This is a genomic window from Vibrio sp. ArtGut-C1, assembly GCF_002105475.1.
Lineage (GTDB): Bacteria > Pseudomonadota > Gammaproteobacteria > Enterobacterales > Vibrionaceae > Vibrio > Vibrio diabolicus.
This window is the reverse complement of the sequence record NZ_NCTH01000001.1, coordinates 109,919-133,931: the sequence shown is the minus strand read 5'-3', so window position 1 is coordinate 133,931 and position 24,013 is coordinate 109,919. Positions and strand designations below refer to the sequence as shown.

Annotated in this window: 17 protein-coding genes; 8 read left to right on the top strand and 9 right to left on the bottom strand. The window is 46.5% G+C overall.

The genetic code is table 11. From position 1 onward, the window contains the following. Positions 1–243: 243 nt before the first annotated feature. The 4 genes from B7360_RS00575 (at position 244) to B7360_RS00560 (ending at position 3,948) form a co-directional block, all read left to right on the top strand. A complete protein-coding gene (locus B7360_RS00575) occupies positions 244–1,251 on the top strand; it encodes a LacI family DNA-binding transcriptional regulator (RefSeq protein ID WP_074190328.1) in 1,008 nt (335 codons plus the stop codon). A gap of 147 nt (positions 1,252–1,398) precedes the next feature. Continuing rightward, positions 1,399–2,043, top strand: coding sequence for a recombinase family protein (locus tag B7360_RS00570; protein ID WP_005395606.1), 645 nt, complete (start codon positions 1,399–1,401; stop codon positions 2,041–2,043). Then, on the top strand, positions 2,040–3,224 hold the full coding sequence (locus tag B7360_RS00565) for a multidrug effflux MFS transporter (RefSeq protein ID WP_085342485.1): 1,185 nt from the start codon (positions 2,040–2,042) through the stop codon (positions 3,222–3,224). Before B7360_RS00570 ends, B7360_RS00565 begins: the two co-directional genes overlap by 4 nt. A 79-nt stretch (positions 3,225–3,303) precedes the next feature. Next, complete coding sequence (locus tag B7360_RS00560; RefSeq protein WP_173669993.1) at positions 3,304–3,948, top strand: START domain-containing protein; 645 nt, start codon at positions 3,304–3,306, stop codon at positions 3,946–3,948. A 16-nt stretch (positions 3,949–3,964) separates the two neighbouring features. Here the strand turns inward: B7360_RS00560 and B7360_RS00555 are convergent, their stop codons facing one another. After that, positions 3,965–4,174 (bottom strand): DUF3955 domain-containing protein, encoded by a 210-nt coding sequence (locus tag B7360_RS00555; RefSeq protein WP_085342484.1) that lies wholly within the window; start codon positions 4,172–4,174, stop codon positions 3,965–3,967. A 505-nt stretch (positions 4,175–4,679) separates the two neighbouring features. Here B7360_RS00555 and B7360_RS00550 point away from each other — a divergent pair. After that, positions 4,680–6,926 carry a CehA/McbA family metallohydrolase gene (locus tag B7360_RS00550; RefSeq protein ID WP_085342483.1) on the top strand — a complete coding sequence of 749 codons (2,247 nt, stop codon included), beginning with the start codon at positions 4,680–4,682 and terminating at the stop codon, positions 6,924–6,926. A gap of 89 nt (positions 6,927–7,015) precedes the next feature. Here the strand turns inward: B7360_RS00550 and B7360_RS00545 are convergent, their stop codons facing one another. Then, positions 7,016–8,770, bottom strand: a complete 1,755-nt coding sequence (locus B7360_RS00545; RefSeq protein WP_173669992.1) for a hypothetical protein — start codon at positions 8,768–8,770, stop codon at positions 7,016–7,018. Positions 8,771–9,198: 428 nt separating this feature from the next. On the opposite strand from B7360_RS00545, the gene B7360_RS00540 reads away from it, so the two are divergent. Beyond that, positions 9,199–10,152 carry a M23 family metallopeptidase gene (locus B7360_RS00540; protein ID WP_005395595.1) on the top strand — a complete coding sequence of 318 codons (954 nt, stop codon included), beginning with the start codon at positions 9,199–9,201 and terminating at the stop codon, positions 10,150–10,152. Further along, the gene (locus B7360_RS00535) at positions 10,056–10,508 is read left to right on the top strand and encodes a polymer-forming cytoskeletal protein (protein ID WP_080619267.1); all 453 of its coding nucleotides are present in this window, start codon (positions 10,056–10,058) and stop codon (positions 10,506–10,508) included. The genes B7360_RS00540 and B7360_RS00535 overlap by 97 nt, the downstream gene beginning before the upstream one ends. Before the next feature lie 88 nt (positions 10,509–10,596). On the opposite strand, the gene B7360_RS00530 is transcribed toward B7360_RS00535, so the two are convergent. Beyond that, positions 10,597–13,347, bottom strand: a complete 2,751-nt coding sequence (locus tag B7360_RS00530) for a pitrilysin family protein (protein WP_085342482.1) — start codon at positions 13,345–13,347, stop codon at positions 10,597–10,599. A gap of 364 nt (positions 13,348–13,711) precedes the next feature. On the opposite strand from B7360_RS00530, the gene B7360_RS00525 reads away from it, so the two are divergent. Next, entirely contained in the window at positions 13,712–15,598 is a 1,887-nt protein-coding gene (locus B7360_RS00525; RefSeq protein WP_085342481.1) for a methyl-accepting chemotaxis protein, read from the top strand. 117 nt (positions 15,599–15,715) lie between these two features. Here the strand turns inward: B7360_RS00525 and fecE are convergent, their stop codons facing one another. The 6 genes from fecE to B7360_RS00495 all read right to left on the bottom strand — a co-directional run bounded on the left by fecE (position 15,716) and on the right by B7360_RS00495 (position 23,783). Beyond that, a complete protein-coding gene (fecE, locus tag B7360_RS00520; RefSeq protein WP_025505251.1) occupies positions 15,716–16,480 on the bottom strand; it encodes a Fe(3+) dicitrate ABC transporter ATP-binding protein FecE in 765 nt (254 codons plus the stop codon). Between the two features lie 2 nt (positions 16,481–16,482). Further along, positions 16,483–17,454 (bottom strand): iron ABC transporter permease, encoded by a 972-nt coding sequence (locus B7360_RS00515; protein ID WP_085342480.1) that lies wholly within the window; start codon positions 17,452–17,454, stop codon positions 16,483–16,485. Beyond that, positions 17,451–18,410 (bottom strand): FecCD family ABC transporter permease, encoded by a 960-nt coding sequence (locus B7360_RS00510; RefSeq protein WP_371343554.1) that lies wholly within the window; start codon positions 18,408–18,410, stop codon positions 17,451–17,453. The genes B7360_RS00515 and B7360_RS00510 overlap by 4 nt, the downstream gene beginning before the upstream one ends. 74 nt (positions 18,411–18,484) lie before the next feature. Then, positions 18,485–19,408, bottom strand: coding sequence for a Fe(3+) dicitrate ABC transporter substrate-binding protein FecB (locus tag B7360_RS00505; RefSeq protein WP_085342478.1), 924 nt, complete (start codon positions 19,406–19,408; stop codon positions 18,485–18,487). A gap of 82 nt (positions 19,409–19,490) precedes the next feature. Further along, on the bottom strand, positions 19,491–21,626 hold the full coding sequence (locus tag B7360_RS00500; protein ID WP_085342477.1) for a TonB-dependent siderophore receptor: 2,136 nt from the start codon (positions 21,624–21,626) through the stop codon (positions 19,491–19,493). A 120-nt stretch (positions 21,627–21,746) separates the two neighbouring features. Next, a complete protein-coding gene (locus B7360_RS00495) occupies positions 21,747–23,783 on the bottom strand; it encodes a TonB-dependent siderophore receptor (RefSeq protein ID WP_085342476.1) in 2,037 nt (678 codons plus the stop codon). Positions 23,784–24,013: the final 230 nt, after the last annotated feature.

The window sequence follows — 24,013 nt, the reverse complement described above, 5'->3', positions numbered from 1 at the left end:
GTTATTCCGGTTACGTAACTTATTCGATTTAGTGGAAATGGGAAATAAGAGCAAGCCTTACCTTTCTTAGGTAAGGCTTTTTTCGTATGCAAAACATGAAATGTGACTTGGGTACTACCCAAATTGCGCCACCAAAGACAATCCAATCCTTTATTTACCTAAATCTTGCTTATTTCTCTTTATGAGTACGTACCTATTTGTGTTAACCTAGTCACAGTTAAACTGACTTATGAATCCACTCACATGAATCCTGCAAAACAAACCGTAACATCGAAGGACGTTGCCAAACTGGCTGGCGTTTCTCAATCTACTGTATCGCGTGTGTTTGTTCCGGGCAGCTCAGTGTCAGAGAAGACCAAGCAAAAGGTCTTTGAAGCTGCGAAAGCCCTAAACTACCGTCCAAATGCTTTTGCACGTAGCTTGACCACCAACGAATCTAAGTTGATCGGTTTGGTATTCCCCGATGCGGATTACCCTATCCACATGAAAACACTCCAATTGATTTCAAGTGAATTGCAGAAGCAAGGCTACTCAGCAGTGTTGATTCCATGGCAAGTGGATGATGAAGACAACCACTCAATCCCGAACATCTTCCAATACCGTGTAGATGGTGTCATTGCCGCTTCCGCTACCTTCAACAAATCACTGTATGAAGAGTGTGAAGAGTTCAATATCCCTATCGTTCAGTATGCACGCGTCGTAGAAGGCACTAAGAGCAGTTACGTTATCAGTGACAACTACGAAGCTGGCCAACAAGCCGCGCAACTTCTGCACAAAAGTGGCGTGAAGAATGCGGTTTACCTGACGGGTGAAGTGCCAACCTTTACCAACGACGAGCGCCAAAGCGGCTTCTGCTCTGAATTTGAAGACCTAACTAGTAATACGCCACGCATCGTTGAAGCCACTTATGATTACGCTAGCTCACTCGACAAAATCCGCGAAATACTCGCTGATAAAAACCGACCAGAAGCCGTGTTCTGTGCGACCGACAACCTTGCAATGGCTGTTATGGATATTGCGCGTATCGAATGCGGATTGAGTATCCCGCAAGACTTACAAGTCATTGGTTTCGACAATATTCCGCAGACAGAGTGGTTGAGTTATCAGTTAACCACATTCCGCCAAGATTTTCGTCGTCTCGCTCGCGAATGCGTGAAGATCATTGTTGATCAAATCAATACTAAAAACGGTAGCTTGGTCAAAATGATGGTACCAGTGAAACTAATCGAGCGGCAGACAACGAAAGCTTGAATGACTAAAGCCAACCATTCGGTTGGCTTTTTTATTTGCTTTTGCTCAACCTCAATGGTCCATTTAGTGTTGTAAGCATTAATGAACCTCTGTATATTTATGAGCCATTACAGAATATGAACCAAACTTAAAAGGCGTATAGTCCATATGGCTACTTATCTTTACACACGTTACTCGCCAAAGAATCGAGCTTATCAAGAGCACCTTAATACTCTAAAAGCTTTTGCGCCCGAAGCTCAGCATTTTGAGGATAAGGTTCGTGGTTGCATGCCTCCAACCGAGAGAGAGGCATTCTTACAACTGCTCGATTCCGTCAGAGCAGGTGATACGATTGTGCTCTGGTGGCTAACGGCATTTGGTCGAGATTTTAGTCAGGCGTTAAATACAATCAAAGTGTTACTAGCAAAAGGGGTCACACTGAAAACCGTTTGTGAACCACTCACATTTGAACCGGATTCTGTTCAAACTCAAACGCTACTCACCGTGTTATCTGGATATGGAAAAGTGCAGACTGAGCACCGCCTGTTTGCAGCGGAGCAAGGGCGACAAGCCATTAAAGAGCAGCCAGATTTGTGGAAACAGAAATTTCGCGGGCGCCCAGCAGACAAAACTAAACACCAACAGATCGCAACGCTGCTGTTAGAAGGCTATACGTTGAAGAGTGTTTCGGAGCAGTGTGATGTCAGCCTATCTACCGTAAAACGCGTCAAATCTAAGTTAAATGAAGTGGATGATGAAGGCTGCCTCAGAACACGAAAGCAAAGAGGTTATTCTGATGGTGATCCATCATGAGTCGCCCAATCAACTTTCGCACTATCTTACTCGCCTGTCTTATTATCAGTGTTGGCCAATTGAGCATGGGGCTTGTTATGCCCTCTTTGCCATGGATCGCAAAAGACTTTTCTATCTCCCTTGATCAAGCCCAACTGCTCGTGAGTATTTACTTACTCGGTTTTGGTCCCTCTCAGTTCATTTACGGTCCGGTATCGGATGCTTTGGGTCGAAAAAAAGTGCTGCTGACGGGCTTGCTCATCGCGATGTCTGGTCTATTAATGATCATTTTCCTCAGTGACACCTTCACAGGCATGGTGATGGGGCGTTTTCTACAAGGCTTAGGAACTGGGTGCTGCGCGGTACTCGCGAGAGCATCGACTCGGGATAGATTTAGCGGTGATGAGCTCCCTGTTGCCATGTCTTATATCGCTATGGCAGCTTCGATCACGCCACTCATTGCGCCTGTGATTGGCGGCTTTATCAACTTCCACTTTGGTTGGAGTATGGTGTTCATTTCACTGTTAGGTTATGTCTCACTCGCTTGGGTAATCATCGCCTTTAAGTTTACAGAAACCATTGCAAAACGATCTGTTATCCCGTCACCACGCAACATGCTTTTCCAGTATCGAGACTTGGTGACGTCACGTTACTTTATGAGTTTTGCCAGCATCAGTTGGTTAAACTTCAGCCTGATGATAACGACCGTGTCCGTGATGCCATTTATCATGCAAGACCAAATTGGCATGACATCCGATCAATACGCAATGTGGGCACTCATTCCCGCTTTAGGTATGTTAGGCGGCACCACGATTTGTAACCGAGTAAGGCCAATTATCGGCAACAAAAGAATGCTACTTTGTAGTCCATTCTTGCATCTCAGTGCTGCAATATGGTTGTTCTTCTGCCCGGTAGAACCGCTGTATTTAATGTTGGGCCAACTATTAATGATCTTAGGTAACGGCATTGCCTTACCTTGCGCGCAAGCCATGGTAATGCAACCCTACAAAAAGCAGGCTGGTGCTGCAGCAGCCATGTCTGGAGGTGGACAAATGATCGTATCCTCATTGGTCAGCTTAACATTGGTACAGCTTGGTTTAAGCCAAGCCTGGCATCTATCAATCGTTATTGTGGTGTTTGCAGCAATAACGCTCACCAATATTCAACGAGGTTTTGGAGCAGAGCAACCTTCAGAACAGTAACGAAAAGACTGACTATTGTCCTTATAATTAAGAACACATCGTATAAGCTTTAACTAAGGATAAGTTGGCGGGTACTAACATGATGTTGCATTTACGAATTGGCGCGCTACTACTCGCCACTTTTATATCCGCTGGCACCGCCGCGAAAGCCAACGAGTACTGGCAATTTGATAGTGACGATAACGGAATCACTATCTACTCTCGAGAGCATACCGACGGTTTGGTTGAGATTCGTGCTCGGATGTTCACACCCACCAGCTATGGCGCATTTTTAACGCTATTGGAAGATAGTGATAATATCCCGAACTGGATTGACAATGCCAGTCATAGCCGGGTTTTGAATCAAATATCAGCCACCGAAAACATCGTTTATACCCGATTTACGGCGCCATGGCCTGCAAAAAATCGTGATATGCTCACCTACTCTAAATATTGGGTCGATGAACTTGGGTTCACGATAAAAATCAAAAGCGCACCAGACTCATATCTTGCTGAACAAAAGGGCTATGTTCGCATTCGTTCGGTTGATGCAACTTGGGAATTACAAAAGCTCACTAATGGCACGACACTCATTGACTACAAAGCGTTTGCTGACCCCGGAGGCCTTTTGCCAATCTGGCTAATCAACAAACTATCAAAACAAAGTGCACGAGCAACATTTAGTAACCTAAGAAAAGAGTTACCAAAATATCAGCAATACTCCCATCCTCAGAAAAAGGAGTAAACTTCACGTTTGCTCTTTAATTACGATTACGGTGTTTGACAAAAGAGCCCACAAAAGAGGCGAAGGCTAACCCCAAAAAGAGCCAAAACAAAGGGATAAACCCAAATGACTCTACTAATAAGCCATTTTCATCTACGTAAGAGCCCTGAGCGTGGTACGCAATTAAACATGCCACACCACTCAAAAACAAAACTATGCTCAGTTTATATTTACGAATAAACCCCATCTAAACCTCAAGCAATCAATTGATATGTCTTCGACATATTGCCACCGTATATAGTTCACTCAAAAAACATAGTGTCTCTATGTTTGCTCCAATCTTTATTAGAGGTCTTTTAGTCAGAGACAAGATAAAAACCCAAACATAAAGAATAAAAAGTCAAATTTAACTTAAAATATTATATGCGTTCTCAGAACTATCTTGACCTTTTTTCTCACATATACAGTGTAATTGTTATCATTTTGTTTGCTCAATGCTGCCAAAAATCGTTCACATCTCTCCCAAAATAATTAGTGTTCTAAATATTTTTATTACTCTACACAAAAACAAACCAAACAACAAAAAGCCTTTAAAATCAAAACGTAAGGTTTAAAAATCAATTGTAAAACAATAATAGCAACGAGTTAACCTCTTCATCTCTTTCGCTTTTTTAATTGAACGTCTAATTAAGTTAACGCACAATGCCATCGACAACTCACATAATAAATCATGAAAAAAAGGAAGTGTCTTCATGCATAATTTTTCAAAAAGTGCAGTGGCAACTTTAATCTCTGGCCTTTTGCTTGGAACTTCAGCGCATGCGGGAGTGAGTATCACACAGGGAAAGACCACGATCCCCGATGGCGAAGCTACACACGCTCAAGACATTACCGTTCAAAACGAACATGTCACCTTCGCTCTCGCTGTTGAATCCGCACCACCATGGGGCGTACCGCGAGGAACATTGGTCGATTTGGCAGCAGTAAAGGATGGTAAAGTAGATCTTGACCGTGTTGCCTTTGCTGACTTCATTCCTAACAGCTGGTCCGCATGGCCGAATGATCGCAAGTCCATTGAAATTATCGAAGACAGCGACAATAAAGCGGTCATTAAAGTGAGCCGCAACTTCGATAACGTTGATATCACAACATGGTATACACTCGCTTCTGGATCTGACTCAATTGCGCTTAAAACGCTCATGACCAACCAAGGTAAAAAAGATCTCGCGTTAGAATCAGGGCACACCATTTGGCCAGACACTGGCTACCAATTTGCCGTGCCGGGGTTGGAAGGGAAAGAAGAATCCATGGCCGACCATGCCCTCGCCGATCGCATGGTCGCTTATGATCGAGACTGGGCCTTTGCACTTCATGCTCCTTATTTTGATCGCGTCAAATACAATGGTCGTGACATGTACCTAGGGCATACCTTGAAAGCAGGTGAAAGCCGAACTTTCCAATCCCGATTACAAGTGGTTCCAAATGGAGACATGGCCCCCATTGTCAAGGCAGAAGCTGACCGACTAGGACAAGCGACAGGCACCATCAACGGCCAATTACGCGCAGATAATGGTCGTGTTCCTGAAGATGCTATCGTGATGATCGAAAAAGAAGGACAACCCTATGCCTGGACATTGGCCAAAGATGGCCAGTACAGCATGGCGCTGCCTGAGGGTGAGTACCAAATCTACGGCACAGCGACTGGTCACGCAAACAGCGAGCTGCAATCGATTCAAGTGGCGAGAAATAGCGAGCAAACACTCGATTTTACGTCTCTAAAACGCCCAGCAACTCTCTCACTTCAAGTTGAAGAGGCAACATCAGGTCTGGCCAAAGATGCGAGAATCACCATCCTTGAAGGTCAAGCGCCACCGGTTGAATTTTTGGGTAAACGCACCTTCTTTACCGATCTGCTGCCTGCAGGTCATGCGGAGCTAAAACTGGCACCCGGTCAATACAAATTAGGTATCAACTCTGGTGGAGGTTTTACAGCTAAAACCCAAACATTAGACGTAACTCTAACGTCCGGTAAAACGACGAAGCAACGAGTAGAAGTGCCTCAAGTGACGTTTCCTAACCGTCAGCATTGGTATGGCGCAGATTTACACCATCATGGCAACGTGTTGGAAGGCGTTACCCCGCCAGAAATTGTTGTGCGTGCTCAATTGGCAACGGATCTTGACCTGACTTTCATTAGCGATCATGACTCAACCATTAACCACCAGAAGTTTGCAGAACTATCTGCGAAACGTGGCGTGCCTTTTATTCCGTCAATCGAAGTTTCGCCATCATGGGGACATATGAACCCATTTCCTATCGACAATGGCGCCGAGCTAACGGTCGATCCTGGCACCACTGACGTTCACAAGTTACTTGACGCCGTACATGAGATGGGAGCTGAAGTCGTACCGATGAACCATCCATACAACGATTATGGCTACTTTACGAATATCGCTAAAAATGCAGTCCCTGGTGGTAAAACGGATCGCTTCGACCTTATGGAGCTTAATGCGCGCGTAGACAATGAACCAACGTTGAAGAAAGCACATAAACTCTGGGATCAAGGTGAAGCAATGTACTTTACGGCGGGAACCGACACCCACGATGCTTGGAACCAACTCACGGGGCAGATTCGAATGATGGCAAGAGTCGATGGAGAGCTAACGCCGTCGAAGTTTGCGCAAGCACTTAAAGCCGGCCATGGCTACGCAACACAAGGCCCTATTCTTTATCCGCAAAACATTATGTTTGGTGAAACAGCAACAGCTGGCGATACGTGGGATATCCACGTCGTTGCAGCCGATGGTCTAAAAGAAATTCGATTGATCGGTAAAGGCGGCAACGTGCTGAATACCCTGACGATTAACCCGAAAGTTGATACTCAACGCATAGAGTTGTCGCTACCTATACCTAGCGACGCAGAGGGATGGATAAGTTTAGAAGTCGAAGATAAAGACGGCAGCACAGCCTGGAGTAACCCTGTTTGGTTGCAGTCATAATCTTGATGAATGTCCGACTCGATGGTAAACAAATCTGAGTTCGACGATGAAATAAAGGCGGCACTGGCCGCCTTTTTCTACTCGATGTTTTACTGCTGTGCAACCGTCACGGGTTTGGTCGCACCACGGTAATCAAACTCAAAACCAATACCTTGATCTGTTACATCCATCGTCATCCCACCAACAAGCTCACCTTGTAAGCTTTTCATAACATCATCAGGTAACGGCTCACCAGTCACGGCTGACGCACTTTCCAACACTTCCAAAATGCGTTCTGAATCGAAGTCAAAACTGAACAAGCCATTTGGAGAAAGTGGTTGTGCCATCACTTCTTTGCTCGCGTCTTCGGCATTCTCACCACTGTAGAGCGTAAAATGGTTTTCGTTTAAGCGAGCAAACACATCCATCTTCAAGCCTGTGTGCATTTCTAGCAGGTCACTGACATTAACTGGCTGGTTATCCGGCTGAATTTGTAATTGAGCAAGTTCAGGGACAAACATTTGCGCGGTTTGAATCAGCATCATTGGATCATTGGCAGATAGAGACAACATACCATCTAGCTGGCTAAATACTTCACCGTGCTGAGCATTAGTGTCAACGTGGATATCAAACATTTGCAGGCTTAATCCTTTCAGGCCGTTAACCATGCCGGAGCCCATGCTCACAGCTGCGGCTGGGTTTTGGCCACCCATCTCTTGCTGCATTTGAGTCAATAAAGAACATTGGTACTGAGGCTGAGTCAAGTCGCTCCAAATCTGACCAATCGATGGCGCTAGCGTATTAATGTCTAAACCAAGCGCCATGCTAAAGAAGCTCTTATCATTGTTCGATTCTGCCAAAACGCCACGAATCGACTTAAGCGCATCTAGAATCACTTTATTTTTCGATTCAACAACAAAAGCACCTTTAATGAATGCCTGCTCGCCTTTCAACTTGTATTCCGCAAATGCGACGGATTGAGGCCAGTTTTCTGCAACTTGAGTAAGTTCAGTATGACAGGCTGGTGAGCGCATCTCCTGAATAGTCGGCTCAGGGTCAACGGCATCCAGCATGCTGACTTGACGCGCAAAGATATTGCCATCTTTCGTCGTCAAACCTTTAACCAATTCACGGTGATCAAAGTAACCGAAAGAGTTATTGTTTTCGCCGTATTTAGCCTGCAACGCCGCTAGGCGTCCACTCTCCGCAATGCTTTGACTTGGCGACTCAAGTCCCAATGCCATTTTAAGCGGGTTTTGAACACCCAATTGCGGAATATCAACCGTTAACGTAAGTACGTTGTCAACCACGGCAACAACCAAGCCAATGCCATCTTGCGGGTCAACCGAATCTGTCATCTCGTAACGACGAAACTCAACTTCACCGAGTTTAACCAGCTCGTGCTTAGCACCGCTCATCTGCTCTTCGTGATCCAATGTTTTCCATAACGCGGCAGGGTCTTCAATCTTCAATTTGTACACTGGTACCATACCGATTGTGTACAACACAGGATTAATATTTTCTCCGGTACCTAAGTAGGCTTTTAACGTTTCTGGCGATGCAGCGCTCTCCAGATATCCATCAAACAAGTTAACGGCAAACTGTTGCTGTGGAGAAAGTGGTTCATCGGCAAAAAGTTCAGCAATCGAGCCTTGATTAGCCGTACCAAATGCATTCATGTATTTATAATGATTAAAAGGTTCCGTCTGATACGTCACCATGAGCGAATCCGCAGGAACTTGCGAAAGTAGTGAGCCTGAATCACTCGAGGTAGTGTTATTTTGGTACAGGTAGCCAGCGCCCCCTGCAGCTGCGACCACTGCTGTAGCCAATAGTAGTTTTTTCACGACCAACTCCGTTGTCATAGTTATGTGTTCCTAAGCGAAATATTACGCTTAGGTTTAAAGCCTTTGAATAGCACTTTTATATCGACCGCTATCATAAACAAGTTATCGATATAATGAATGTCGGTTTGATAAATTATCCAACATTTATAAGGTAAACCGTGAAGTAAGTTGAATTGCGTGAGGATGCTATTGGCAATATTCACAATCTAATTTCTCGGATAACCACCTTACAAATCAAAATCTTCAGTTCAATAAAGCGATTTGGAGTAACTACGACCAAAAGCGCTAAGATATTAAATCTTTATTGAGTCTTTTATCTAATATCTGAAAACGCCTCACGGCCTGACACTTCTTTCCAGTTTGCCTCTAGCGGTCCCCGTTCGTTTTCCTTACATTCCCATTAACTCAGTGACGAGACGTATACCAGATACGAGCAGTAGAAGACGATGAAAGACCAGTTGACGATCTCTATATCAACCATCAATGGCTCCAGACATTGGTACTTCAGTAAAAGGATGCAACGCAATCTAAAAACGTTTTTATGCTTTTTTGTCATTGCTCTGGCCGCAACCGCGATCTTAATTCATCACTTGTACACTCGCGTCGATAATGCCGCGTTAAAACAAGCTGAATTGACAGAACATTCGCGCACTATGGGTGAAGAGCTCAGCACACTGAAAGCATTAAAATCCGAGCTGGAAAGTGATCTCTCAGAGCGAGAAGAGCGAGTACAACTTGTTTCGGAGCGTTTGGGAGAGTTAGAGAAAGTCCTTGGAGTTGGAGAACATACTACCACGGATAATTTGGATGCCCGACTTGATGCGGCGGCGATTACGTCGAACGTTCGCATGGTGTTGTTAAACCAAATACCAAGCGGGTCTCCGGTCGGTAAAGCGCGGCTCTCTTCTCGCTTCGGTAAGCGCATTCATCCGGTGACAAAAGTCGCTAAGATGCATCGCGGGCTCGATTTTGCCGTGAATACCGGTACTAAGGTTTATGCCCCAGCAGATGGGGTTGTGGAAGTCACCCGCCGCAGCAATAAAGGCTCTGGTAACTTCCTCAGGCTGCAACATTCTTTCGGTTTTTCGAGTTCTTATTCGCACTTGAAAAAGTTCAAAGTAAAAAGCGGTCAGTTCGTCAAAAAAGGGCAACTGATTGCAATTTCCGGCAACAGTGGGCTCTCTTCTGGCCCTCACCTTCACTACGAGGTGCGTTTTGTTGGGCGAGCACTGAATCCGAAGCCATTTGTCGATTGGAGCCTCAATGATTTCGAAGACATTTTTACTAAGGAGCGAAGAATACGATGGGAATCTTTAATCAAAACCGTGGAACAACGAGTAGCTCAGCAGCTTCAACTCTCATCGCCAAAGGCTGTGCTGTTAGCGGAGAACTCAAAGTAGAAAACGATGTCCAGATTGATGGCATCGTCGATGGTCAAATTAATGTAGAAGGCACTCTCGTCGTTGCAGAAAGCGGCCGAGTAAACGGTGAGATCTACGCTAAACAACTGATCATCAATGGCATGATGGATGGTAACTGTCACGCAGAACACATTCAAGTACTTGCCAAGGGACGTGTAAGTGGGAGGATCTGGAGTAATAACCTCAGCATCGAACCTGGTGGTAAATTCTTTGGTGAGGCGGCCGAATTACCTGAAAAAGAAGTGGTGACACTGAAAGGAAAGGCTCAAGAAAACGCCAGCACGAAAGAAAACAATACCAACAATGAAAAGCGACCTGCGCGTAAATCAGCGTAAACTCTTTGGTTAAAGTGCATAAAAAAGACGGCTTTCACGCCGTCTTTTTTATTACTAGAGACAAGAGCTTCGTCAGAAGCTACAGTGATTATTCGGCCGGGTTTAAAATCATCACCGAGCGCTTTGCTTGTGGACCAAAAGCCGCTCTCGCATGCGCTTTCACTTCTTCTAATGTCACACTCTTAGCCGCTTTTTCAACGTCAAGTAACACATCGACGCCGTAATCATGCACCAAGTAGCGTGTATACGACCATGCGCGCTGAGCAGGGTTATCATCTAATCCTTGCATCGCTACCGCCAATTGCTTCGCTGCCGTATCCACTTCTTTTTGCGTGATGTTCGAAGCTAAGTCATCAAACATTTTGCCTAACTTGCTATCTAAAACTGCCACGTCTTCGGGCTCAACTTGAGATTCCAAGAGCCAATCAGAGATTGGTTCGCGATCTTGCGTCACAGTGTAAATATTTGGGCTGTAATCGAGACTAGACTCTTCTCGCACAATATCCAAGACACGCGCATTACTGATACGTTGCAAAATATCTTCGATAACCGTATCCCTTGCCGTACGTTGGTAATCGTTCGTGTTAGTCAAACGCATTACATACAACGATGAAGGTTCATGCCCATCCGCAACGACTGTTCGCGCCGGCACGTCGGTGTTGAACGCAACATGGTAATCAATCGAACGACCCGGTTTCATCTCGATGGAGGCCACATACTTACGCAAGAGTGGCGTAATTTCTTCCGGCTCGACATTTGCCACAATGACCATCTTAAAACCATCATTGGTTTTGAAAAGTTGCTCATGCACCGCCAGTATTTGCTCGGAAGTCACTTGTTCAACATCGTCACTGGACACTATACGATGACGACTACCCGGCAAATAAGAATTACCGTTTGCTTTCTGAATCAGTTTTCCCATCGGCGATTCAAAAAAAGCGCCACTCTGCTGTTTAAACTCTTGCTTTGCTGCCGCCATCTGGCGCTCGTCGACTTTAATCTCCGTCGCTAGGTTGTATAGTCCATTCAACGCGTAAGTTAAATGCGTTGTTGGCGCGGTAATTTGTGAACCGTGACTGGTCGCATCAAGAATCGCGCTAAGCGCAATGTTATTTTTGCGTAAGTAACTGTCTAACTCTGAACCAGAAAATGCCCCTAACCCACTGCGTATCGCCGTCGTTGCGGCGATTTCATACGCAGCATATAACGCTGGATCAACGGCGGCTTTACCGCCTTGGCTCGCATAGTAAATATAAGCTCGACCACCCGCTTTGGCATCTTTTTGGAACCACACTTCGACACCGTTTGATAGCGTATAAACTTGAAAGCCACCCGCTTCCTGACGCATGCTGGTGATGGTACCTTCTTGAGTAGGCTGTAAGAATCCATCCACTTTGTCATACATCTCTAACGGTTTTTCGCCAGTTTGGAGGTAGGCACTGTATAGATCGGTAAATACATCATTGAACTGAGCTGACGTTTCACTTTTCCCCAACCCAATCACAAAGATTGGTTGCTCAGACAACAAGGCATTCAATTGCGTGTTAATGCTCTCTAGATTCTCGTTGTTGATGAATTCAGACAAACTCTGGGCGTAACTCTCTTTTGATTGACTCACACTGCCTTGGTCAATTTGGAAAACGCGCGCTTCTGCATAACTGTTTGGCTTACGTTGGTCCCAGTCTGAATCAATATTTGCGAGCTCACCTTGCCAATTTGACATGATGCTCTCTAACTCAGATTGCGTCGCACCATAATCTCTCAGTGACGCCAACGTGCTGATGAAAGTTTGATGCATTTGTTCACGACGCTCAGGCCCAAACGAAATACCTGCCGACATCATGCGCTGGTAGTTGGAATAGTAAGGCTGGGCATAAGCATACTGAAAAGGTTCAGCGGCATCATTAAGTACACGAATCAGACGTTGTTGAATTAGCTGTGTTGCGACTTCATCACGCCACACTTGATGCTGTTGTTCAATCGTAGTGCTGCCACTTAGACCACGCTCAATCACTAAATGAAGGCTTGGTGATTCCATCGTGTTACTTGGCAAGATTCGGTTTTGGTTGTTCACTCGAATATCGCGGCGCTTCTCTATTACGGTATCCGACGTGCTTTCCCAGTTCGAGAATTTGTTTTTGATAATATTGGACAGTGAATCCACGTCGATATTACCGGTCACAACCAACTCGGCATTTTGTGGTTGGTACCACTTGTCGTAAAACGCTTTTAGCTTGCTTGATGAGGCATTTTGAATCGCTTCGCGAGTACCAATTGGGTCGTGTTCACCATACATAGTGCCTTCAATCGACGCTTGATAAGCATGCATAGAAAAGGACTTATCATCCGGGTTAGCACGTCGCCATTCACCAAGGATCACCCCTTTTTCTTTCTCTACTTGTTCAGGAGCAAACTGAAGTCCGTTTCCGATATCTCTCATCCACTTCAGGGCATCTTCCAGCTTTGTATTATTGGCAAGATCAAGTTGGTAAGAAGTTTGCTGATAAGTGGTAAAGGCGTTGATATCGGCACCAAAGCTACCACCAGATTGCTCGAAAAGTTTAACAACGTCGTTGCCGGTAAAATGCGTGCTGCCATTAAACGCCATGTGCTCAACAAAGTGAGCGTAACCTTTTTGATTGGCTTCTTCTTGGAATGAGCCGACATTCAGAACCAAACGGACCGATACTTCTTGGTCTTTTGTTGGGTAAAGATGGTATTTCATACCGTTCGATAACTGGTCGACATGCCAGTTGGCGTCAGGCTGAATCGGCGTCGACTGTTGTGTCAGAGCACACCCTGACAGTAATAACGCGGGGACTAACAATATACTGCGCATAACTATTGTCCATAACAATGATTAAGCTGATCAATATAATCCTCGTTCGATGACCTTCACATTTTTAATGGATTATTTACTACTCAAACGTGACGTAAATCACCTTTTAATGAAATCAATTATCATTTACAAAAATAGACAAATCCTTACTTTACAAATAGATAAATAACACAGCTTAAAAGCCTTTTTCTTATTTGATGTAAAACTCAAAATCGCGACATGGAGTCAGTATTTATTTTGAGCAATAAAATATAATTATTGAACAGATTCGAATCTGACTTTCTGCTGCATATTCAACGGCTCGGTGAGTCCTGATGAGAATAAAAACACAACAACTATTATTCAAAGATCTATTATTCGCTTTATGTTCAAAAATCTATCATTAAAAAATAAACTGGCAATCTCTGCCAGTGCTGCCATCATTCTCGGGGGAGTGCTGGTAGAAGGGCTGTCTTTTCGAGATTCATTAAACAGACTGGATGTCGAAGTCGCGCAACGACTAGAAAGCACCAGCGCATCTTACAATCAATACGTAAAGGACTGGTTACTCTCAAAAGAGCGAGCACTGACGTCACTCTCTTCCGATTCAGAGAAGCGTTCTCTAGTTACGCACTTGAAACAAGTCCGAGACTCTGGCGCGTTTGATAACGTCTTTCTCGCTTACCCAGACGGCTCACAAGACAACGCCAATGGGGTGGTTTTGCCACCAGGTAATAACGACCCACGCAAATGGGGTTGGTACACCAACGCCATTGCCAATCCATCGAAAGTCTTTATGGATAACCCAACCGTCGCAGCGGCCACGGGGGCCAACGTCGTGTCGCTCGGTAAAGCCCTGCAACTACATGGTCAAACCGTCGTTCTGGGTGCAGATGTCGAGATCGGTGATATCCTAAACAGCCTCAACCAAGTGATCCTGCCGGGTGAAGGCTATATGTTTATTGCCAATGAACAGGGCAATATTTTCACCCATAACGACGGTAAGCTGCTGAACCAACCTGTTAGCAAGCTAGGCCTAAACAACAGCGATATTACCTCTGCCGCACGTTCCGGCACAGAGCGTCGTGTCTCGATTAACAACACCGAATATGTGGTTTACGCGCGCCATATTGAGGGCACCAAACTCACAACGGTCACAGTGTTAGATCAAAACTCGTTGGTTGCCCCACTTTACGATGCTGTTTGGGATCAAATCATCGCAACCACTATCGTCGTCGTTATCTGTGTGGCTTTGTTTAACCTGTTATGTAACATCTTGTTCCGTCCGCTCTACAATGTTTCGAATGCGCTCGCGCAAATCGCCAACGGTAGCGGCGACCTGACTCAACGCATCAAAGTAGAAAACCGTGACGAAGTTGGTGAACTGGCTGAAAACTTCAACCAGTTCGTTGAAAGTTTGCAGCAACTTATTGGTCACATTCGTCACCAAGCGGAAGAACTGAGCCAACAATCGGAGCAGAGCACGACTCGCGCGAATCAGTCGGTTTCTGATCTGAACCATCAGCAACAAGAAATCACTATGGTGGCGACCGCTGTGACTGAAATGGCATCGGCAACGCAAGAGATTGCAGCACATGCAGAGCAGACGGCTAAAGCCGCTCAAGACTCTTCAGCAAGCACACAAAACGGTCATGAGTTGGTGATCAACTCCAAATCGTCCATCAATAACTTGTCTTCTGAAGTCAACCAAGCGAGCGTTGTCATCGGCGAGCTCAACCAGCACGCGCAAGACATCTCAACCGTGCTATCAACGATTCGAGACATCGCAGAGCAAACCAACTTACTGGCTCTGAATGCGGCGATTGAAGCGGCGCGTGCAGGTGAGCAAGGTCGCGGTTTTGCCGTTGTTGCAGACGAGGTGCGCGTGCTATCACAACGCACACACACCTCAACCGAAGAGATTCGCTCGACGATCGAGACTTTGCAACAGACCACACAACGCGCTGTGACCATCATGGATACAAGCTCTCAACTTGCCCAAGGATCAGTGGAAGATGCCGATCGCGCAGCACTGGCTCTGGATGAAATCAACGCGGCCGTTGCGTTGATCAGCGATATGGCAACGCAAATCGCGACCGCAGCCGAAGAGCAAACGCACGTAACCAATGAAATCACACAAAACGTCACGTCAATTAAAGATGTGACTGATCACTTGGTGGTTGGTGCCGAAGAATCGATGAATCAATCTGCTGAGCTGAAATCACAAGCCGAGGATCTCAACTCGAAAGTAGCGACGTTTAAACTGGCTTAAACGCCACGTTAGGAACGCACTTAAAAACAACAAACCCCGCTAGCAAATGTATAACTAGCGGGGTTTATTTTTATGGCTCGACGTTTTTATTGCAGATAGCTTTCGAAAGACGTAAACCTACACTGCCACACACATCGGCGTGCCTGAGATTGGATCGTTAAATACTCTCGCTTGTAAATCAAACACCGATGCCAACATGCCTTCTGTCAGTACCTCTTGCGGTGTTCCCTGCGTGACTAACTGACCTTTTTCCAACACCACCAAATGATCGCAGTAACGACACGCTTGGTTTAGATCGTGCAACACTACGACCACTGTTTTGCCTTTGTCGTTCATCTGCCTCATGAGTTTCATCAGCTCAACTTGGTGAGAGAGATCCAAGTAAGTGGTTGGCTCATCAAGCATCACTACGTCGGTATCTTGCGCCATTACCATCGCTATCCACGCCCTTTGCCTTTGACCGCCAGACAACGATTCAACTGGCTTGTCAGCAAACTCAATCACGCCAGTATCTTGCATTGCTTGCTCGACCAACGCTTTATCTTGCTGACTTAACCGCCCCCAATGAGAGAGATAAGGCGAGCGGCCATATTCGACCAGTTTTCTGACTGTAATACCTTCAGGACTGACAAGAATCTGCGGCAGTAAAGACAACGAACGCGCCAAGCGTTTATCGCCGTAGTTGCTTAGCGGTTTATCGTCATACAACACTTGGCCAGAAGCGGGTTTATTGATGCGTACCAAGGTTTTTAATAGTGTCGATTTACCGCAACCATTTGGACCAACTAGTGCGGTAATTTTACCTTGAGGAATCGACAAAGAGAGATCTGGAATGATGGTCTGTTTGCCGTACGCGACGGATAAGTTCTGCGTTCGTAACATGCTTACCAACCTCTATAACGATACAAAAGAAAAATGAAATATGGTGCGCCAATAACAGATGTTAGCACTCCCGCTGGTAGCTCAATTGGCGGCTGTAAGCCTCTCGCTAAACCATCGGCGCAAATCACCAACAAAGCGCCAAGGCTTGCAGCGGCTGGAATCAACAACTTGTGGTTGTGGCCAAACAGCAAACGCGCAAGATGCGGCGCAAGCAGGCCAACAAAGCTGATCGTGCCTGCCACAGACACACTGATACTCGCCAATAGCACGGCAGCAATCAACGCAATAATTTGGATCTGTCTTGGTTTCGTGCCAAGTGTAGTGGCGCTTTCTTCTCCCAGTCCCATCACATCTAGCCGCCAAGCCAGCCAAAACGCCAATGGTAGTAGCAGCAATAAAGCACTCCAAATAAACGGCACTTGTTGCCAGTTTCGTCCCCACAAACTGCCGGTTAGCCATACCATCGCCGTGTTGATTTCGATAGGGTGCACAATCAGAAGAAAATCGATACCGCTGGCTAAAAATGCGCTGACAGCAACACCAATCAGCGCCAAACGTGCTGGTGTTGGTTTCGACCAGTAAGCCAGCACAGCAATAAAGCCAGCAGCAAGCAAGCCTCCCGCCATGGCGACCATCGGCAACATTGCCACTGGCGCATTCGGATACAGCACCAACCAAGCGGTAGCCGCTAGTCCTGCTCCGGCGCTTATCCCTATTAAATCTGGTGAGGCAAGTGGATTACGGATGACGCCTTGCACTAAAACGCCTGACAGCCCCAACCCAGCGCCCACGCCAATGGCGAGCAACATTCTCGGTAATCGATATTGGTGAATCACAAAGTCCGAGTCAGAGAAAGAAAACAGTAATGCAAAAACCTGTTGAACCGACATGTTCGCCGCGCCAACAAACAGCGTGAGAGAAGACGCAATCAGCAACAATCCAACTAATGCAAACAGTTTGGTTTGATTCATCATGATGATTTCCTCATTGCAATCGCGATAAAGCAAGGTGTGCCCAACAGCGCGGTAATCACGCCCACTGGCGTTTCAGCCGGAAAAGCAATCGCGCGTGATAAAGCATCTGACCACGTCACCAATGCCGCGCCACACAAGGCGGAAACCGGAATGAGAATGTGATAGTTGTGACCAACAATCGGGCGCACCAAGTGCGGCACTAACAACCCGACAAAGCCAATTGGCCCAGCAATCGCCACGCTAGTACCCGCCAACAGCACAACCGCTAAACCACTGATTAATCGAGTAAGACGAATGTTACCACCCAACCCGACAGCCACTTCGTCCCCCAACGCGAGTAAATTTAAGTTTCGCGCTAATCCCATGGCGAGCACCAAACCTAAAGTCGCAAAAGGCCACAGTTGCTGCCACTGCTGAGAATCTACCGCAGAGAGTGAACCCGTTAACCAATGCAACACGCTGTAAGCCATGTCATCCGCCAAAATTACCGACGCACGAGTTAACCCTATCAGCAGCGCACTGATGGCAATGCCTGCCAGCACCAAACGCAATGGGTGAGAACGCGCGGAAAAAAAACCACCCAACAACATGACCGCACCACCACTTAGTAGCGCACCGAATACTGCGTTGATGATGGGATTCAATTGACTAAAGAATGGTACGCCGATGGAGGCCAAGGCCATAAAACACGCCGCACCAGCATTAATGCCGAGAATGGATGGCGACGCCAAAGGGTTACGAGTTAATCCTTGCATCAGCACTCCGGATACCGCAAGCGAAGCGCCAATTAATAACCCAGCATAGGCACGAGGCGCACGCAGCGTCGCGAGGATTTGATGCAGCATATTGCCCTCATCAAACGCAAACCAATAGCTTGTCAGATCATTAACACTCAAAGAAAAGTTGGACCACCCAATCATTGAGGCGGTATAGCCTGACAACGTACACAACGCCATAGCACAGACAAACAAGCTCGCTTTCCAATGCGATTTGCTAACCGAAGACGGGCTTTCTGAGATTATCGACGCACTCATGAGCGCCCCAATAACGCTTCAAGGTTGCGGGCAATTTCTTCCGCCGCCAACATGCCGCGATTTAATGACCACAGTTCCGGAGAGACTTCTACCAGTTGCTGCTTTTTCGCCGCAGTTAACAGCTTAAATAATGGATTTTTGCGCCATTCATCCACGATATTTGGTTGAGAGTAAAGTCCAACTAGTAACCAATCAGGGTTGGTTTTTAGTAAAAGTTCGAAGCTGGTTGGGATATACGCATTGCGCTCAGATGGAGCCAGCGGGCTTTGGATGCCTAGAGTGCTCAAAACGCCGCCAGCGTAAGAAACCCGGCTATGCAGCCACATCCCTTTGTCGGAAACCACACCAAACTGAATGGTTTCTTGTGTCGAAAAATGCTGTTTGAACTCTGCCATGGTCTGTTTGTGCTGCTCAATGCGTTGCGTCATTTGCTCTTGCTTGCCAATCGCAACCCCGATTTTCTGTGCAGATTCGAGGTTTTCTTGATATGTCTCTCCACGGCTTTTTAACAGCAAGGTTGGCGCAATTCGCTGCAAATCCTGATAAATAGCACGATGGCGTTCGGCATCGGCAATGATCAAATCAGGCTTGAGCACCGCAATCGCCTCTAAACTCGGTTGTGAGCGCATGCCGACCGATTGCCAAGGTTCGATCTTGTCACGAACAGCAGGGATGACTCGTGTGGCATCGTTGTCATCGGCAACGCCTACCGGTGAGACATCGACGGCCGCCAGAGCGTCCACAAACGAAAACTCCAAAACCACAATACGTTGAGGTATCGCTTCTAGCTCAAAAATGCCTTGCTCATCTTTCACGCTGCGCGTCTGAGACAATGCGCTAAATGACATCAAAGCTGAGCTCAGTAGCATCAGCAAAACGGTTGAAAAGTGTTTGATCGTAAATTGTTTTTTATTTTTCATCTTGCTTTTTCCAGTGCTAAGATCGGCAAAGTCGCCAAGGTAAATTGGCGACTTTTCTTTTCAGACTCGGTGAACGAAACGCTTAAAACTGATAGTTCAGATCCAGCGTGTAAGAGCGTCCCGGAGCTGGGTATCGACCAACTGGGCTGGTATCAATCCCACGGAAGTAATACTCCTCGTCAAACAAGTTGTTTACTGCAACATTCATGCGCAACTTGCCTTTGTCGTCTTTGTATAAATCCGTGTCTAAATTGAAGTTCCACACCATGTAAGACGGCACTTTGCCCGTTTCACCTATTGCGTCTTCGGCACTGGTGTTGGCGTTATCGGTATACGAATCACTGAAGTAGAAGCCCGATAGCGTGGTGTCCATGCCGTAAAATGCGTAGGTTGCATCCCAACCAAACTGATGCTTAGAGGTGTAAGGCAGTTGATTACCTTTATTCTCACCTTCTTCTTCAAGCGTAGCGTCTAGATAGTTATAGCTTGCGCCTAAACTCAGTGCAGGTAGTGCTTCAGGCACGTAACGAGCAGAAAGCTCTAAACCTTGGTGAAGGGTTCTACCTATATTTTCAGACGTATTTGTCGCACTCCGCCACTGCAACTGATCCTTAAAGTCAATGCGATACAAAGCTGCATTGAAGCTTGTTGAATCTTGAACATACCGAACGCCAAGTTCGTAGTTCCAAGCCAACTCACTGCTTTCCTTACCGACCCCTCGAACATTAACAAGCTGAGGAACGCGAAGAGATTTCTGCGCATTGGCATAGCTCAGCCATTGTTCATTCCAGTTATATGCGATCGTCACACCAGGCAATAATTCAGTCACCTTGTTTCCAGATTCTTGCCCGCTGCCCAAATCTTTATAGGACATATCAACAAATTCATAACGAAGTCCGGGCGTGACTTTTAACGCACCATTAAACAACCCGACTTCGTTGCTCACATATCCTGCGTACGCATCGGTATCAAGGTGCCAGTTTCGCGGTACATTTGTGGCTCCGCCTGACACTGGTGTTTGTGTCACTTTATATTGAATGTCTTCATTAATGTAACGAGTCCCTATAATCCAGTTTTGCGTAATGGCACCTCCATCAACAAAAACAGCAAGCTTAGGTTCGATACCATAAACACGGAACTCTCGTGGTGAAGTACTTACTTTTGTAGAAGGCAGAGCCGGATCCGCCCAATGGCCACCCGCGCTGTTAAAGCCCCACTTGAAAAGACGCTCTGACTTATGGCCAAACGTTAGCACTTCTAGCTCGGCACTGTTGGCAAATGGCAAATCGTGGATGTACTTAACACTCCAGCGCGTCGACTTACCTTCATAATCATCGTAAGGACGTTTCGATTGGTGACGATCTTGCTCGTAATCTTGTGGCGAAAGTGCGCCCGGCATTTGCGTTTCAGCATCGTAACGTTGCAGGAATGCTTGAATCTCTTGAGTGTCACTCAATAGCCACTGTGCTTTAGCTTGAAAGTTCTTCACGTCCGTATCGGAATGTTCACGGAAGCTTTCACCTTTTAGGAAGTTACCTTCCAACTGCAGTGCAAACGTGTCGCTTAACCAGCCGCCCGTGCGCAGGTAAAAATCATTCAGTGGCGCATCACCGCCATCAAACACGGTAAGACGGTTACTGATTTCAGTTTGCCACGTGTGTGGAATCGGTTTGGTCACTAAGTTGATCACACCACCGACGTTGTTTGGGCCGTACTGTACTGCGGCACCACCGCGTACAATGTCAATACGATCAAGCATCGACAGTGTTGCTGGGAAGATAGACTGACCAGTGTGACCATATGGCGCAAGTGTTAGCGGTACACCATCCATCAAGAACTGAGCATGACCACTACGGCTTGCTTTCAAACCACGTACAGAAATGTTAGGCAATACGCCCGTTCCGCTTTCATCCTGAACTTTAATACCCGGCACGCGCTGTAGCGCGTTATCAATCGAGCCTGCGGCGGTTTTCTCGATTTGATCGCGGGTAATGACGGTACGAGCACCTGGGTACTCTTTGACATCTTCAATTTCAGAGTTACCAATCACGCTACCAGTGACAACGACGGTTTCCATCGCGGTAGTTTGTTCTTTTTTAGCAGGAGCGGCAACCGCGCTCATGGAGGTGGCAGAAGCGATTGCAATCGCAAGCACACTGTAAGTGGTAGACAAACCAGCACGTACACGCACTTTACCATCCAAATTCTGGTAAGACATTAAGATCTCCTTTGCGAGAAATTGAGCCTCGGGCAGAATACATCCCGTAGGCTCTCGGGGCTAAACATCCTCAATATGAGGTAAAAATTGGCTAACAGGCGCTAACTACGCACAAAAAGCCTAGAACTGATATCCGTAGCTGAGCATGAACTCGGCAGGTGCGCCGTAGCCAATCTGGTTTAAGCCAGACGTGCCGTTTGTTGCGCCAAGAATGTATTTCTCATCCAAAATGTTGTAAGCGTTCGCTTGGATCTTGTGACGACCAGTGGTGTACGCCGCCATCAAATCCACCGTGGTGTAATCGCCAAGTGCGACGGCTTCGTCGTTACCTGCATAACGGTCGCCCACGTATTTCACACCACCGCCTAAACGCCAGTTGTCATCCAATTGGTAAGTGCTCCAAAGGGAGAACAAGTGATCTGACACATCGTTCGGCTTTTTGCCTGTGGCTTTGTCTTCTGCGTCCAAGTAGCTGTAACCAACAGAGATATCCCACTGTTTGGTGATTTGTCCGCGAGCTTCTAGCTCAATGCCTTGGTGACGTACTTCAATTTTGTCGATGACATCGCCGTCTACGTTGGTTTGTGGCTGCTCTTGGTCGATCTGGAACAGTGCCGCATTCAACATTAATGCGTTATCCAAAAGGTACGCTTTCGCACCCACCTCTTTTAAGTCGGTGTGGAAGAATTCCGCCAATTTTGGATTGATGTAGATACCAGCGTACGGTAACTGCCAAGAGCGCGCTAAACTGGCGTATACGGATGTGTCGGAATTGATGCGGTATACCAAACCAGCACGGTAGCTGACTTTGTCATCATCCAATTTTTCCTTATCTGAGCCCGCTTTTTGTTGTTCTAGCTCCATCGAGTCGTAACGCACGTTACCGATCAAAGAAAGGTCACCCCACGTATAGACGTCTTGCACATACAAACCTGTCGTGGTGGTGGTATTGTCACGAAATGGCTTAAAGCCCGGATCAGGCGTTGGACCAACGACTGGGTCGTAGATATTTTGCGCAGGAAGCGTTTTGTCACTTGCCAACGTTAGGTCGATATCGATCTGGTTGAAATCTGCACCCACCATCAATTGATTGTCCCTGGTTTCCCAAACCAACTCAGATTGTAAAGTGGTCGTAGTACGTGGATCGTAACCAAAGTTGTTAACGGTTTGAGACACTTCATTACCCGTCACTTTGCCCTGACGCGTGCCTTTTTGCTCAAGTTCGATATGGTTGAACGCCGCTCGGTTGTTCCATACCCATTGATCATTCAGACGCCATTCGTAATCCACCGCAATACGGAGACTGTCTGACTCCTGATAGTCGTTTGTGCCGCCAAAGTAAGTGCTTACTGGCAAATCAACTGGCTTGCCATTCTTTGATGGCACACCACGATATGGCACTAGTTCTTGATGGGCGTATTCCACGTCAATATCAATGGTGTGACCATCCGCTGGTAACACACGAATGGTCGGTGCAATGAAGAAATCGTTTGAATCAACATGATCAACGTACGAGTCGGCTTGACGGTATTCCAAGTTAATACGCCCGTTGACCTTATCTGTAAACGCCATTGAGCTGTCGACCTGACCGACATACTGGTTGTTGCTACCTACACTGCCGTTTACGTGAGTAAAATTCTCACCGTTAGCGCGTTTCGTCACCAAGTTGATGATGCCCCCAGCCGAGCCACGGCCATACAAAGCGCCCGCAGGGCCTTTCACAATTTCAACGCGTTCAACATTCGCTAAGCTGCGGTAAGACTGCAACGTACCGTCATCTCGCAAGCCATCACGGTACATATCGTTGAGTGAATCAAAACCGCGAATCATGAACTGGTCACGGCTGCCTTCGCCCAAGGTGTTATTGACCCCGGCTACCCCATCTAGCGCATCCACTAAACGCACCGCGCCTCGGTCTTGCATTTCTGTTTTCGTTACTACGGATACCGCTTGTGGCACATCAAGCCATTCCACATCGGTTTTGGTGCCTGATTGAGGCATGTGTTCAGCATAACCTTCGTACTGATGCCCGAAGACTTGAATCGTTTCAGTTGCTGATGAGGTTGAGTTCGTCTCTTCTGAAGCCACTGCGCTTGGTGCTACTAGTGAAGAACCAATCGCGACCGCCAAGGGGGTCAGGGTCAATAATTTATTCATTCCATAATTCCGTTTAGTTGTTATAAAGCCAACGGATGGAAATAAGAACAAATATTATTTCTATTTGCAATATTAATTTTATGCTCTATATTTATTTACCCTAAAAACACAACTAACAACAAAAAAAACCAAACATAATAACAATAAACACTAAAACTTCTGCCCTCCGTCTCGGGAGAGGCACATTGGAAGACGACCGTGAGCGACTTTATCAACGTTAGAAGAAAATG